Source organism: Bacillus sp. YP1, from assembly GCF_000877815.1.
Classification (GTDB): domain Bacteria; phylum Bacillota; class Bacilli; order Bacillales; family Bacillaceae; genus Bacillus; species Bacillus subtilis.
This window is the reverse complement of record NZ_CP010014.1, coordinates 2,639,039-2,654,078: the sequence shown is the minus strand read 5'-3', so window position 1 is coordinate 2,654,078 and position 15,040 is coordinate 2,639,039. Positions and strand designations below refer to the sequence as shown.

The window sequence follows — 15,040 nt, the reverse complement described above, 5'->3', positions numbered from 1 at the left end:
CCCCTTTGCCAGTGTCAGTTAATACATATAACGATGATAAAAACGGAGCCTGTCAAATTGCTCAATTGATTCTTGGCTGACGTTTTTTCCAATGCGGGCCATCAGACAGTTTGCAGGGTGGGAGCTGATCTCCGGCTCATCCGTTGCAAACCAGACCAATCCGCCTGCATTCATCATCTTTTCCATGATCTTTCTGTATTCCCACACATCTTTTTTCATCCCTTTTAAATCCCAATGCCAGTAATATTCTGTCGTCATCACAATGTAGTTTTCCATTTGTTCATCCATCATGCTGACGGTCAGGAGCGTCTTTCCGACAGCGCATCCCCGATAGTCCGGCGCTACTTCGATGGCTCCGAGCTCAATCAAATCCTCCATATTTCCTTCAGACCATCTTTCGAGCGGGTCAGGATATAAATACGTGACATAGCCGATAATGGTTCGGCCATCTCTGGCAATAATAATGCGCCCTTCGGGAAGGCCTGCAATGTCGACTAGCGCTTCATGCTGCTCACGAGGCGGGCGAAATGCGGTTAAATCTTTATGAAACTCATAACCTGCCAAATCCTCTGGAGAGACAGGCCCTTCTATCAGTAAAGAGCCGGTTGCTGTTTTGATGTTTGCTGAATGGTATGTTTTATGATGTTCCACTAATTCACCGTCCCATCAATTCTTATCAAAAATACATGCCTTCTTTAAGAATACCAAATTATAAAGCGTTTTCAACATGGTTTATATTTTAAAAATTGAGAAGAATATGAATATATACTATAATAATTGTGACAACTTCAGCAAAGGGGGATGTTTGGGCATGAATTTGAAAGCGTTACCAGCAATAGAGGGGGATCATAACTTAAAAAACTATGAAGAAACGTACCGGCATTTTGATTGGGCCGAGGCAGAGAAACATTTCTCTTGGCATGAGACAGGGAAACTGAATGCGGCGTATGAAGCGATTGACCGCCATGCCGAATCGTTTCGAAAAAACAAAGTAGCGCTTTATTATAAAGACGCAAAAAGGGATGAAAAATACACATTTAAAGAAATGAAGGAAGAATCAAACAGAGCCGGGAATGTGCTGAGACGGTATGGAAATGTGGAAAAAGGGGACCGCGTTTTTATTTTTATGCCGAGATCACCCGAGCTTTATTTTATTATGCTTGGCGCAATCAAAATTGGCGCCATCGCCGGGCCGCTGTTCGAAGCATTTATGGAGGGAGCGGTGAAAGATCGGCTTGAAAACAGTGAGGCAAAGGTTGTTGTCACAACACCTGAGCTGCTGGAGAGAATACCGGTAGACAAACTGCCTCACTTGCAGCATGTCTTCGTAGTCGGGGGAGAGGCTGAGAGCGGCACGAATATCATCAATTATGATGAAGCAGCGAAACAGGAAAGCACAAGACTGGATATCGAATGGATGGATAAAAAAGACGGCTTTCTGCTTCACTATACATCAGGTTCCACTGGTACGCCAAAGGGCGTGCTGCATGTCCATGAAGCGATGATTCAGCAATATCAAACAGGAAAGTGGGTCCTTGATTTAAAGGAAGAAGACATTTATTGGTGCACGGCTGATCCAGGCTGGGTGACAGGTACGGTATACGGCATTTTTGCACCGTGGCTGAACGGAGCGACAAATGTCATCGTCGGCGGACGTTTCAGCCCGGAAAGCTGGTATGGTACGATTGAACAGCTTGGCGTCAATGTCTGGTACAGCGCGCCGACCGCTTTTCGGATGCTGATGGGAGCGGGAGATGAAATGGCTGCGAAATATGATCTAACTTCACTCCGGCATGTGCTCAGTGTCGGTGAGCCGCTAAATCCGGAAGTCATCAGATGGGGACATAAAGTTTTTAACAAACGAATTCATGATACATGGTGGATGACAGAAACGGGCAGTCAGCTTATCTGCAACTATCCTTGCATGGATATTAAACCGGGTTCAATGGGTAAGCCGATTCCAGGAGTGGAGGCAGCGATCGTTGACAATCAAGGCAACGAGCTTCCGCCGTACCGAATGGGCAATCTCGCCATCAAAAAGGGCTGGCCTTCCATGATGCATACCATTTGGAATAACCCTGAAAAGTATGAATCGTATTTCATGCCGGGCGGCTGGTATGTGTCTGGGGATTCTGCTTACATGGATGAAGAGGGATACTTTTGGTTCCAAGGCAGAGTTGATGACGTCATCATGACCTCCGGTGAGCGCGTCGGCCCATTTGAAGTGGAAAGCAAGCTTGTCGAACATCCGGCTATTGCAGAAGCAGGCGTAATCGGAAAGCCTGACCCGGTGCGTGGAGAAATCATTAAAGCTTTTATTGCACTCAGGGAAGGATTTGAGCCGTCTGATAAACTGAAAGAAGAGATCCGCCTATTTGTAAAGCAGGGTCTTGCAGCCCATGCGGCTCCGCGTGAGATCGAATTTAAAGATAAGCTTCCGAAAACCCGAAGCGGAAAGATCATGAGGCGCGTGCTGAAGGCATGGGAGCTTAATCTGCCGGCTGGAGATCTGTCAACAATGGAGGATTAAAAGGCGGCGTTGACACAGGATTTTATTTATGTTAAAAATGATATAGCTTCATATGAAAAGGTAAAGATTGAGACAAGTAGAATATCCTTACGTTCCAGAGAGCTGATGGCCGGTGAAAATCAGCACAGACGGATATATCGAATACACTCATGAACCGCTTTTGCAAACAAAGCCGGCCAGGCTTTCAGTAGTGAAAGAACGGACCTGATCCGTTATCAGGCAAAGTGATAAGACGAATGTTTGCATTCTCTTATTAGTAGGGTGGTACCGCGATAATCAATCGTCCCTTCGTGTAAACGAAGGGGCGTTTTTTATTTTAATCAAAAAAGGAGCTTTATCTTATGACTAACTTACTTGAAGACTTATCCTTCCGCGGATTGATTCAGCAAATGACAGATGAAGAAGGGTTAAATAAACAGCTGAATGAAGAAAAAATCCGCTTGTACTCAGGCTTTGACCCGACAGCAGACAGCTTGCATATCGGACACCTGCTGCCTATTTTAACACTTCGCCGTTTTCAGCTTGCAGGGCATCATCCGATTGCGCTTGTGGGGGGCGCGACGGGCCTCATCGGTGATCCAAGCGGAAAAAAAGCAGAGCGTACATTAAACACTGCTGACATCGTATCCGAATGGTCCCAAAAAATCAAAAACCAGCTGTCCAGATTTCTAGATTTTGAAGCAGCAGAAAACCCAGCTGTCATCGCGAACAACTTTGACTGGATCGGCAAAATGAATGTGATCGATTTCCTTCGTGACGTTGGTAAAAATTTCGGCATCAATTACATGCTGGCAAAAGATACGGTCAGCTCAAGAATTGAATCCGGCATCTCGTACACGGAATTCAGCTACATGATTCTTCAATCTTATGATTTCTTAAATCTTTACAGAGACAAAAACTGTAAACTGCAAATCGGCGGAAGCGATCAGTGGGGCAACATCACAGCCGGTCTTGAACTGATCAGAAAATCGGAAGAAGAAGGAGCAAAAGCGTTCGGTCTTACGATTCCGCTTGTCACAAAAGCAGACGGCACGAAGTTCGGAAAAACGGAAGGCGGTGCGATCTGGCTTGATAAAGAAAAAACATCGCCATATGAATTCTATCAATTCTGGATCAACACAGACGACCGTGACGTTGTCAAATACTTGAAATACTTTACGTTCCTTTCAAAAGAGGAAATTGAAGCGTACGCTGAAAAAACAGAAACGGCGCCAGAAAAACGTGAAGCGCAAAAACGCCTGGCAGAAGAAGTGACATCGCTTGTTCACGGACGCGAGGCGCTGGAGCAAGCCATCAACATCTCCCAAGCGCTGTTCAGCGGCAATATTAAAGAGCTTTCCGCTCAAGATGTAAAGGTAGGCTTTAAAGATGTTCCTTCTATGGAAGTTGACAGCACCCAAGAGCTTTCACTTGTAGATGTGTTGGTGCAATCTAAATTATCTCCTTCTAAACGCCAAGCGCGTGAAGACATCCAAAATGGAGCTGTTTACATTAACGGCGAACGCCAGACGGAAATAAATTATACCCTATCAGCAGAAGACCGTATCGAAAATCAATTTACTGTTCTGCGCCGCGGGAAGAAAAAATACTTCCTTGTGACGTATAAATAAGAAAAAGATCCTTTGCCACTGAAGGCAAAGGATCTTTTTGTTTACCGCATAGGAATGAAAGGAAAAGAGTATATTAGATAGGGCAAACACGACCAATCACCACCTTTTAAATGAAAGGAGCGCTAAAGTGTGAATCTCATGTGTACGATTGCAAAAGAACGGCTGCAGCAGGATTACTGGGATCAGCAGGCGCAAGATAGTGTTGGCCAGCAAGAGGCGAATGACGAAACAGACGATAAAAAAACCCCGACCGCATAGCGGCAGGGGTTTTTAAAACGATTAACGAGAGTAGAACTCAACGATAAGCGCTTCGTTAATTTCCGGAGCAAGTTCAGAACGCTCAGGAAGACGAGTGAAAGTACCTTCAAGCTTTTCAGCGTCGAAAGTAAGGTATTCAGGAACGAAGTTGTTCACTTCAACAGATTCTTTGATGATAGAAAGGTTTCTTGATTTTTCGCGAACACCGATTGTTTGACCAGGTTTCACAAGGTAAGACGGGATGTCAACGCGGCTTCCGTCTACAAGAATGTGACCGTGGTTAACCAATTGGCGAGCTTGACGGCGAGTACGTGCTAAACCTAGCTTGTACACAACGTTATCAAGACGAGAATCTAAAAGAATCATGAAGTTTTCACCGTGTTTACCAGCTAGTTTGCCAGCTTTGTCAAACAAAGTGCGGAATTGACGTTCGTTTACACCGTACATGTGACGAAGCTTTTGCTTTTCTTGCAATTGCAAACCGTATTCTGATAATTTTTTACGTTGTCCTGGACCGTGTGGACCTGGAGCGTAAGGGCGTTTTTCTAATTCTTTTCCTGTACCGCTAAGAGAGATTCCTAGACGGCGGGACAGTTTCCAAGATGGACCTGTATAGCGAGCCATAATGTGACTCCTCCTTTGGTTTTATTTTTGTGGAAAATAAAAACCGTCTGCTCTATTCGACCATGCACATTTTGTTTTCATGTATCCTCGCTCCAGCAGCAGAGAGTTACACGATACACCTTATTGATAAGGAACAAAATGAAAACATAGAAGCTGAACAAAAAGGCTGCAATATTTCACACAAAGGTCATTATATAATTTATTTGTTTTGAAGTCAACCATTCCTCCATTATTGCTTCACCGTTTATGATATAATAAACAAAAATTAGTGGTAAACTTTTAGGTGATAAAAATATGGTAGAACAAACTAAAGATCAATTATCCGCCTTTCATTATCATATGCTCGATTTTTTATTAACCAAATCTGAAAAAGTCACATTCACCGACTCTTTCATATGGCTGACTTCGGCTATTCAAACCTATTTTTCAACCCTTTGTGTTTCGCTTACACCGTCACCATCAGGCTTTGTGACAAAATTGGCAGATGGTGAAGCGCGTTTTTCCGCTTCAAAAATAAACGCTTCATGTTATCTGATTGAGGACGGCTCCGGCAGGCGTTTTCATCTTGCGTGCAGGCAGGATGAAGAGATTCCTGAAGGGCTTCCGGACGTGGTTGCTTCATTTTTAAACCAGTCGATGAAACAGGAAAGACTCTATAACAAAACGATCTACCAAAAAAAGATATACAAAATGACAGAGCTGTTCCATTCACTGCTTGATCAGACAGATGTGCTGAAGCAGCTTTTAGAAAGCTTGACCAGCACATTTTCTCTTTTTGAGTTTTCTTTATTTATATCGCACGATCAAGACCAATGTTTAGGGATACCTGCAAAAGAGCTGTATATGGAAGGGGAAAAATCCGATTCCTTTGCGCTCAAAGTGTATTTGTCCGGAGACATTTTGCGGAAAAATGAATCTGTCGCCTATATTCCGATCAAAGGACAGCAGGGCACATACGGGGTGTTGAAGGCTGAGGGAACGGGTGACAGCTTTCTTACTGATGCCTGCCTTGATGAAATGTCGCTGTTAGCAAACGCGGCGGGAAAAGCGTTTGAAAATGCCCAGCTCTACGAACAATCCAAAGCAAGCATCGCAAATTTGGAATTGATTAATGAAACATCACGCCGCCTGAATCAGCGGCTGACACTGACTGATACAATGAATGATCTGGCTGTGAGAATGGCAGAATCGTTTCAGGCAGAAGAAGTGGGATTTTTTCATATAGACCATTTTGAAAACCTAACATTGCTTCCAGGCAGCACAGCATTTTTTAAAGAAGCGAAACCGTCAGATTTTTATAATGAGCTGAAAGAAAAGCTGTATGAAGGTGAAAAAGGGGTTTTCATCGGGAATGGCCAGTCTGTTTTTGGGAAGGCGGGGTACGGCTCGCTGATGGCTGCTCCGATGATTCAAAACGACCGGCTTCTGGGCTTTGCGGTTTTATTGAAACAGGAGCTGTACGCTTTTACATTTGAAATGTACAAGCTGTTTCAGGCGCTGATTCATCACGCGACACTGGCTGTAACCAATTCAATGCTTCGCGACCGTCTTGAGCACCTTGTGAAAACAGATCAGCTGACTGAACTGTATTCACGAGTGTATTTAGATGAAAAAATTCAATACAGCATGAAAATCCACCAAAAGGGTGTTTTTATTCTTGTTGATATTGATAATTTTAAAAATGTAAATGATACGTACGGCCATCAGACTGGGGACGAGATTTTAATTCAAGTCGCTTCAGTGATTAAAAGCAACATCCGAAAGCATGATGTCGGTGCCCGCTGGGGAGGCGAGGAGCTGGCGATTTATTTGCCAAATGTGCCGGTTGCAGTGGGGAAACGGATTACTGAGCGACTGGTTTACGCGGTCAGAAAAAATACGAAACCCGAGGTAACCATTTCCTGCGGTATCTCCTGCTGGACGACAGAAACAAGAAAATCGCTGAAAGAGCTTGTGCATGAGGCAGACGAAGCGCTCTACAGCGCGAAACGGAGCGGGAAAAACCGCTTGATGGTTCATGACTCAATAAAATAAAAAAAGCCCAAAACGATATCAGTTTTGGGCTTTTATATTACTGCGCTAACGCTTTTTCTAGCGTTTCGGCAAATTGAGTTAAGTATTTTTCATCAATTTCGTCGAAACGGTTTTTCACTGGGCTGTCGATGTCTAAGACGCCGACAATTTTTTCGTCTACTCGAATCGGAAGCACAATTTCTGATTGAGACGCTGCATCGCAGGCGATATGTCCCGGAAACGCGTTTACATCCTCAACACGTTCCACTTTTCCGTTTGCGTACGCTGTGCCGCAAACCCCTCTGCCGAAAGGAATCCGAACACATGCCGGCAGGCCTTGGAACGGACCTAACACAAGCTGTCCATCCTCTTCTTTGGCAAAATAGAAACCCGCCCAGTTGACTTCAGGCAGCGAATGATACAGCAGTGCTGAGGCATTTGCATAGTTAGCTATTTGGTCTGTTTCGTCTTCGGTCATGGCTTCGAGCTGTTTTAGCAGAAGCTGATAGTCTTTTTCTTTATCTCCAGATTGTTTTTCGACATGGAACATGGAAAACCCTCACTTTTTCTATAATATAAAACAAAGTTCCGGCTTTTCTGCCGGCATTTGTCGATAAGTTCTTACAGGAACAGCGGCTTCCTGCTTGAATAATATCAAGAGGAAGGAGTGAGCCGTATGAAAGTAAGCACCAAAGACAAAATTATTGAATCTGCTGTCATGCTTTTTAACCAAAAAGGATTTTCTGGCACGTCTGTCCGTGAAATCGCAAAGTCAGCTGATGTAAATGTTGCGCACATCTCCTACTATTTTAAAGGCAAAGGAGGTTTGATGGAACACTTAGTTTCAGAGTTTTACGAAGGCTACAGCAAAACGCTTGAAACAGCGGCAAGCAATATCTCTTCTCAAAGCACGCAGGAACAGCTTCTTCAATTGGTTTTCGATATTTTATCCTATCAGCATAATCATCGTCAATTAACTCGTTTTGTCTACCGGGAAGTCACAATTGACTCCACATTAATCAGGGAAATTATGTCGACATATCTAATGAAGGAAAAGTATATCTTCCAGCTGATCATTGAGGAAGGAGAAAAACAGCGTGAATATTTAACGCTGCCGCTGCCTCATTTTATTCTCCAATTAAAATCTCTCTTGATGATGCCCTATCTCCAGCCTCAATATATTTCAGAAGTACTCTACATGCAGCCGCACGAGCCGTATTTTTATAAAATGTATTTTGAAGAAATCAAGATTTGGATCAGAAGCGTCTTCCGGACAGGAGACGTGGCGCTCACCAATTAGCACCGTTCCAAAAACGTCTCATACGCATATCCGACATCTCCCGCTTGATGGGCATCAGACCCAAACACAAGCGGGATCTTCTTTTGCTTCGCTTCATTCAGCATCCAATCCTCGATATAAATACCGCCAGCGTAAGTTTTTCTTAAGCCGGAAGTATTGAAGTCGAGCTCCATTCCGTTTTCTTCAATGGCATTTAAGCACAGGGAAACGAGGCCGCGAATATGCTCTGACATGCTGTATGGAAACAGCTTGATGAATTTTTGGACGAGTGTGATGTGACCGACTCTTTTTGGCTTATAAACGCCGAGAGATGCTACAATGGAAGAATAGATACTCCGGTAATATTGTTCATATACCGCTTCAATGCTTCCGCAGGCTGAAATCAGCTCTTTGAAGGTATGCTCGTCATAATCAAGGCATAGATAGGAAGAGTCTGTGCGCAAAAAATGAACGGATAAGATGCTGTCATCTAAATATGGCCCGTATGTGTCCAGGAATAATGTAATTTCGTCTTCAAATTCAGCGATATAATCGACTTCAAGCCCTGTCCGTATGCTAAGCTGTCCGCGATATTCTTTTTTTAATCCGGAAATTTCATGAATATAGCGTTCCAAAGAAGCTTGCGCCATCGCGCTGTCTTTCAGCGGCGTGGGATCGGTAAAAGAGGGCGGCAATGGGGCGTGTTCGGTAAAAGTAATCGATTCGAACCCTTTTTTTAAGGCTTCTTCTGCATATTGTCTGAGTGTGTCATTGGAGCCGTGAGGGCAAAATGGTGTGTGAATATGTCCGTCTCGCTTTTGCATTGATGTCACCCCATGAAAAAATAGTCAAATCCTGCCGATTTTGCACAAAAAGTTTTTGATTTCTGGTCAAAAAATGTTTGTTACATGGTATCATAATAACAATGAAAACGACAGTTTTTCTCAATACATATCCTGAAATCTTTCTGAATAAATAAAACACCCTGACAGATTAAGGTAAACAGCAAGGGGGCTCATTATGGAGTTTGTCATTGGATTATTAATTGTACTGCTTGCGCTGTTTGCGGCAGGCTACTTTTTCAGGAAAAAAATCTACGCCGAAATCGACCGGCTGGAATCGTGGAAGATTGAAATTCTGAATCGGTCGATCGTGGAAGAAATGTCTAAAATAAAACATTTAAAAATGACGGGTCAGACAGAAGAGTTCTTTGAGAAGTGGCGTGAAGAATGGGACGAGATTGTCACAGCCCACATGCCGAAAGTTGAAGAGCTCCTTTATGATGCCGAGGAAAATGCAGACAAATACCGGTTTAAAAAGGCCAATCAAGTGCTCGTTCATATCGACGACCTGCTGACAGCGGCTGAATCAAGCATTGAAAAGATTCTTCGGGAAATCAGCGATCTTGTCACAAGTGAGGAAAAGAGTCGTGAAGAGATTGAACAGGTGAGGGAGCGCTATTCGAAATCTCGAAAAAACCTGCTGGCTTACAGCCACCTTTACGGGGAGCTTTATGACAGCCTTGAAAAGGATCTGGACGAAATTTGGAGCGGCATCAAACAATTTGAAGAAGAAACAGAAGGCGGAAACTATATTACTGCACGAAAAGTACTGCTTGAGCAGGACCGCAATCTTGAACGGCTTCAGTCATACATAGATGATGTGCCGAAGCTGTTAGCTGACTGTAAACAGACGGTGCCCGGACAGATTGCAAAGCTCAAGGATGGCTATGGCGAAATGAAAGAAAAAGGGTACAAGCTTGAGCATATCCAGCTTGATAAGGAATTAGAAAATCTGTCAAACCAGCTGAAACGAGCGGAACATGTCCTGATGACTGAGCTGGATATTGATGAAGCGTCCGCAATCCTGCAGCTCATTGACGAAAATATTCAATCTGTTTATCAGCAGCTGGAGGGCGAAGTTGAAGCCGGTCAATCCGTACTAAGCAAAATGCCTGAATTGATTATTGCTTACGACAAGCTTAAAGAAGAGAAAGAGCATACGAAGGCGGAAACTGAACTGGTGAAGGAAAGCTACAGGCTGACAGCCGGTGAGCTCGGCAAACAGCAGGCTTTTGAAAAGCGCCTTGATGAAATTGGGAAGCTGCTATCATCCGTTAAAGATAAGCTCGATGCAGAGCATGTCGCCTACTCACTTTTAGTAGAAGAAGTTGCTTCAATAGAGAAGCAAATTGAAGAAGTGAAAAAAGAGCATGACGAGTATCGTGAAAATCTGCAAGCGCTGAGAAAAGAAGAGCTTCAGGCGAGGGAGACGCTCAGCAATTTGAAAAAAACAATTTCTGAGACAGCAAGACTGCTGAAGACTAGCAACATTCCAGGCATCCCGAGCCATATTCAAGAAATGCTGGAGAACGCGCATCATCACATTCAAGAAACAGTCAATCAACTAAACGAACTTCCATTAAATATGGAAGAAGCCGGAGCCCATTTGAAGCAAGCAGAAGAAATCGTCAACAGGGCAAGCAGGGAATCAGAGGAACTTGTCGAGCAGGTCATCCTCATTGAAAAAATCATTCAGTTCGGAAACCGGTTCAGAAGCCAAAATCACATTTTATCTGAACAGCTGAAAGAAGCGGAAAGACGTTTTTATGCTTTTGATTATGACGACTCTTATGAAATTGCAGCTGCCGCTGTAGAAAAGGCTGCGCCAGGTGCAGTTGAAAAAATCAAAGCTGACATATCCGCTTAGATAATCACGACCATGAAAAAGAGCCCGCAGTGTAATGAGCAGGCTCTTTTTTTCATTACAAAACGCCTGCGCAATAACGCAGGCGTTCTGTGACATTAACTTATTTCATTAAGCTGTTTGGATGGTCCGATGAATAAGGTCAGCACATAGCCGATAACCGCTCCGACGATTCCTGGAAGCACCCAGCCGATGCCGAGGCTGTAAAGAGGAAGATTCGCATTTAGAAACACATCTAAAGATCCAAGTGAAAAACCGGCTGCTTTGATACCGTCTAAAATACTGAAAAGTCCTGTACCGATCAAGCATGCGATGTACACTTCGCGTCTTTCTTTAAAGATCTTATCGATGAAGGAAAGAACGATAATGACAATGGCAAGCGGATAGATAGCTGATAAAATAGGAACAGAAAACGCGATAATTTGCGCGAGTCCGAAATTCGCAATGATCAAGCTGAATAACGTGACAATCGTAACGACAATTTTATATGATAATGCCGGAATAAGTTTTGAAAAATATTGGCCGCAAGATGTGACAAGGCCGATGCTTGTTGTTAAACATGCGACTGTAATCGCTGCTCCGAGTACGATGTTGCCTAATGAACCGAATAAATAATGGGAAGACGCAGATAAAATTTTAGCTCCTTCACCAACAGGACCGATGGCATTTGTGCTTGTTGCACCTAAATAAGCAAGGGATACATAAATGAAAGTCAGCCCTAAAGCGGCAATCACACCTGCTTTAATGCAGGCTGCAGCAAGAGCTTTAGACTGTGTAACGCCTTTGCTTTTTACAGCATTTACAACGACAACGCCAAATACAATTGAAGCAAGTGCGTCCATTGTTTTATAGCCTTCTAAAAATCCTTTAAAAACCGGTGTTCCTTTATATGCTTCTGTCACGGCGCCCAATCCGCCCATCGGCGTGAAGATGGCTTTGAGAACAATGATTAAAATAATTGTGAATTTGATGGGAGTCAGAATTTTTCCGACTCGATCGACAACCTTGGATGGGTTTAACGCTAAATAGTACGTAACGCCGAAAAAGATAAGTGTAAATATTAATAAAGAAAGTCTTTCTGGTACGCCAGTCAAAAACGGAACAGCGCCAATTTCATATGAAACAGTTCCTGTTCTCGGGATGGCGAATAATGGTCCGATTGATAAATAAAGCACCACAGTAAAGATTGTGCCGAAAACAGGGTGCGCTTTGTCAGCAAGGCCTTTAGCGTCCTTACCGGTTAATGCGATGGCGATAATGCCGAGAAGCGGCAGGCCTACCCCTGTCAGTAAAAATCCGCCGATGGCCTTCCAGACGTTGTGTCCGGCTGCTTGTCCAAGTTCCGGCGGATAAATCATATTTCCTGCTCCAAAGAATAACGCAAATAGCATGAAACCAATAATAATGGTATCTTTGACAGGCAGTGAGTGTTTCATGAAAAAAATCCTCCTAATAATTATGTTAAAATATTCTGTCAATTAATTGTCAGATAATATGACGAAACGAACAAATCTTATTATATGGTAAAAAAATTAGAAGTCAATACTAGTTTTTCGTAATTTTCTATTAAATTTTGTTATGGTAACATAAATATCATACCTTGTACCGCTTTCATAAAGGAGTAAAAAAGATGATATATTTAGATAATAGTTCAACGACTAAGCCTTACGATGAAGTCTTGAACGTATATGAACAGACAAGCAGCCGATACTTTGGCAATCCTTCATCTTTGCACCGATATGGAGCCGAAACGGAACAGCTGCTTCAAGCAGCCAAAAATCAAATCAAAAGGTCCTTAGGCCTAAAAAAATATGATATTGTATTTACGTCAGGCGCCACAGAAGCCAATAATGCGGCTTTAAAAGGAGCGGCTTTGTCAAAGATAAAAACAGGCAAACATATCATTGCCACTTCTATTGAACATCCATCCGTTACGGAATCGTTAGAACAGCTGAAAGAGTTGTTCGGGTTTGATATCACTTATCTTTCTGTGAATGAAGACGGATTTGTTTCTATTGAAGATCTAAAAGCAGCCATCCGTCCCGATACCGTGCTTGTCAGCATGATGCATGTGAACAATGAAGTCGGTTCCGTGCAGCCGATTGAAGCGGCAGGGGAAGTGCTGAAGAAGCACCCGAACATTTTGTTCCACGTCGATTATGTGCAGGGCATCTATAAAGTGCCCTTGGCAATTGAAAAGGCCGGCATTGATCTATGTTCAATTTCGGGGCATAAATTTCACGGCCTAAAGGGGACAGGCGCACTTATTGTAAAAGAGGGAACACCCCTTATTCCGCTCATAACGGGAGGCTCTCAGCAAAAAGGCATACGAGCCGGAACAGAACATACTGCTGGAGCGGTTTCGCTTGCCAAGGCCATTAATCTTGCCTCTGCTGATTTTGACACACGGCTTGACACGATGACTGCCGCAAAGGAATTGTTTATGAAAAGGCTGAGTGAAATTGAGGGCGTCGTTATCAACACGCCTCAAATGAATAGCGCGCCGCACATTATTAATTTCTCTGTACCGGGGATTAAAGCGGAAGTGCTTTTACACATGCTTGAGGAACAGGATATTTTCGTCTCCACAACATCGGCTTGCTCGGCAAAAGAACATAAGCCCAGCAAGGTTCTCTTAGAGATGGGCAAAGGAGAGCAGATTGCCGGAAGCAGCATCAGAATCAGTTTAAATTACAGCCAGACAAGCGATGTGGCAGAACCGTTTATGAACGCGCTTCGTCCTGGCATCAAAAAATTAAGGAAAATGATGAGGTAGAACATGAATTACGATCATATATTAATTCGTTTTGGGGAAATTTCGACCAAAGGCAAAAACAGAAAAAGCTTTATTGAGCGCTTAAAACAAAACATCAGACTCGTTTTGAAAGACTATCCGAATTTAAAATACTTTTCCAACAGGGATCGTATGACGATTACATTAAATGGAGAGGATCCTGAGGCTCTTTTTCCTCATTTAAAGCAAGTGTTTGGGATTCAAAGCTTCAGCCTGGCAATTAAATGTGACAGCCGCCTTGATGATATTAAGGCAACCGCACTAAAGGCTATCAAAGATCAGTATAAACCAGGTGATACGTTTAAAGTCGCGACAAAGAGAGCGTATAAGCAATTTGAATTAGATACAAACCAGATGAACGCTGAAATCGGCGGCCATATTTTGCGAAATACAGAAGGATTGACGGTCGATGTTCGCAACCCAGACATCCCGCTCAGAATCGAAATCAGGGAAGAAGCAACATTTTTGACAATTCGTGATGAAAAAGGTGCAGGCGGGCTGCCAGTTGGTTCAGCAGGAAAAGCGATGCTGATGCTTTCTGGCGGTTTTGACAGCCCTGTGGCCGGTTTTTATGCGATGAAACGGGGATTGTCGGTAGAAGCTGTTCATTTCTTCAGTCCGCCATACACAAGCGAGCGCGCAAAGCAAAAGGTAATGGATCTGGCGAAATGTCTGTCCCGTTTTGGGGGAAGCATGACACTTCATATTGTTCCATTTACAAAAACGCAAGAGCTCATCCAAAAACAAATTCCTGAAAATTACACAATGACGGCAACCCGCCGCCTCATGCTTCAGATAGCCGACAGAATCAGAGAAAAGAGAAACGGGCTTGCCATTATTACGGGAGAAAGCCTCGGTCAGGTAGCGAGCCAAACGCTTGAAAGCATGTATGCAATTAATGCGGTGACGTCAACACCGATTTTGCGTCCGCTAATCGCCATGGACAAAACAGAAATCATCGAAAAATCACGGGAAATTGGCACATATGAGACAAGCATTCAGCCGTTTGAAGACTGTTGCACGATCTTTACACCGCCAAGCCCGAAAACACGCCCTAAAAAAGAGAAAATTGAACACTTTGAAAGCTTTGTTGATTTCGAGCCGTATATTCAAGAAGCGGTAGATAACATTGAGACAATGACCCTGTATAGCGAACAAGAAGCTAACGATAAATTCGCTGAACTCTTTTAAATCAATTTTCAGCTCCTGTATACAATTACCAAAGT

Annotated in this window: 13 protein-coding genes and 1 other annotated feature; of the genes, 8 read left to right on the top strand and 5 right to left on the bottom strand. The window is 43.4% G+C overall.

Translation table 11 applies throughout. The features are described 5' to 3' along the window. Positions 1-18: 18 nt before the first annotated feature. A complete protein-coding gene (acuA, locus tag QF06_RS13050) occupies positions 19-651 on the bottom strand; it encodes an acetoin utilization protein acetyltransferase AcuA (protein WP_014480567.1) in 633 nt (210 codons plus the stop codon). A gap of 160 nt (positions 652-811) precedes the next feature. Here acuA and acsA point away from each other — a divergent pair, with 160 nt between their 5' ends. The 3 genes from acsA (at position 812) to sr7p (ending at position 4,398) form a co-directional block, all read left to right on the top strand. Next, on the top strand, positions 812-2,530 hold the full coding sequence (gene acsA / locus QF06_RS13045) for an acetate--CoA ligase (RefSeq protein ID WP_004399030.1): 1,719 nt from the start codon (positions 812-814) through the stop codon (positions 2,528-2,530). Between the two features lie 54 nt (positions 2,531-2,584). Next, positions 2,585-2,821 (top strand) — a binding site (T-box leader). 50 nt (positions 2,822-2,871) lie between these two features. Next, positions 2,872-4,140 (top strand): tyrosine--tRNA ligase, encoded by a 1,269-nt coding sequence (tyrS, locus tag QF06_RS13040; protein ID WP_014480566.1) that lies wholly within the window; start codon positions 2,872-2,874, stop codon positions 4,138-4,140. A gap of 129 nt (positions 4,141-4,269) precedes the next feature. After that, a complete protein-coding gene (gene sr7p, locus QF06_RS22260; RefSeq protein ID WP_015714524.1) occupies positions 4,270-4,398 on the top strand; it encodes a small protein SR7P in 129 nt (42 codons plus the stop codon). Positions 4,399-4,419: 21 nt separating this feature from the next. Here the strand turns inward: sr7p and rpsD are convergent, their stop codons facing one another. Then, positions 4,420-5,022 (bottom strand): 30S ribosomal protein S4, encoded by a 603-nt coding sequence (rpsD, locus tag QF06_RS13035; RefSeq protein WP_003229304.1) that lies wholly within the window; start codon positions 5,020-5,022, stop codon positions 4,420-4,422. A 294-nt stretch (positions 5,023-5,316) separates the two neighbouring features. On the opposite strand from rpsD, the gene QF06_RS13030 reads away from it, so the two are divergent. Beyond that, a complete protein-coding gene (locus QF06_RS13030; protein WP_041851098.1) occupies positions 5,317-7,056 on the top strand; it encodes a diguanylate cyclase domain-containing protein in 1,740 nt (579 codons plus the stop codon). A 37-nt stretch (positions 7,057-7,093) separates the two neighbouring features. On the opposite strand, the gene QF06_RS13025 is transcribed toward QF06_RS13030, so the two are convergent. Then, complete coding sequence (locus QF06_RS13025) at positions 7,094-7,585, bottom strand: GAF domain-containing protein (protein WP_041851097.1); 492 nt, start codon at positions 7,583-7,585, stop codon at positions 7,094-7,096. Positions 7,586-7,711: 126 nt separating this feature from the next. On the opposite strand from QF06_RS13025, the gene refZ reads away from it, so the two are divergent. Next, positions 7,712-8,335 (top strand): transcriptional regulator RefZ, encoded by a 624-nt coding sequence (gene refZ, locus QF06_RS13020; protein WP_014477663.1) that lies wholly within the window; start codon positions 7,712-7,714, stop codon positions 8,333-8,335. Here refZ and hisJ read toward each other — a convergent pair. Continuing rightward, positions 8,332-9,138 (bottom strand): histidinol-phosphatase HisJ, encoded by an 807-nt coding sequence (gene hisJ, locus QF06_RS13015; RefSeq protein ID WP_029318252.1) that lies wholly within the window; start codon positions 9,136-9,138, stop codon positions 8,332-8,334. The genes refZ and hisJ overlap by 4 nt on opposite strands. Before the next feature lie 196 nt (positions 9,139-9,334). Here hisJ and ezrA point away from each other — a divergent pair, with 196 nt between their 5' ends. Next, positions 9,335-11,023 (top strand): septation ring formation regulator EzrA, encoded by a 1,689-nt coding sequence (gene ezrA / locus QF06_RS13010; RefSeq protein ID WP_032726414.1) that lies wholly within the window; start codon positions 9,335-9,337, stop codon positions 11,021-11,023. 95 nt (positions 11,024-11,118) lie between these two features. On the opposite strand, the gene brnQ is transcribed toward ezrA, so the two are convergent. Further along, the gene (gene brnQ / locus QF06_RS13005; RefSeq protein ID WP_003229322.1) at positions 11,119-12,456 is read right to left on the bottom strand and encodes a branched-chain amino acid transport system II carrier protein; all 1,338 of its coding nucleotides are present in this window, start codon (positions 12,454-12,456) and stop codon (positions 11,119-11,121) included. Positions 12,457-12,650: 194 nt separating this feature from the next. Here brnQ and QF06_RS13000 point away from each other — a divergent pair, with 194 nt between their 5' ends. Beyond that, a complete protein-coding gene (locus QF06_RS13000) occupies positions 12,651-13,796 on the top strand; it encodes a cysteine desulfurase family protein (RefSeq protein WP_038827967.1) in 1,146 nt (381 codons plus the stop codon). 3 nt (positions 13,797-13,799) lie between these two features. Beyond that, positions 13,800-15,005, top strand: a complete 1,206-nt coding sequence (gene thiI / locus QF06_RS12995; protein ID WP_003229326.1) for a tRNA uracil 4-sulfurtransferase ThiI — start codon at positions 13,800-13,802, stop codon at positions 15,003-15,005. The last annotated feature ends 35 nt before the right edge of the window (positions 15,006-15,040 follow it).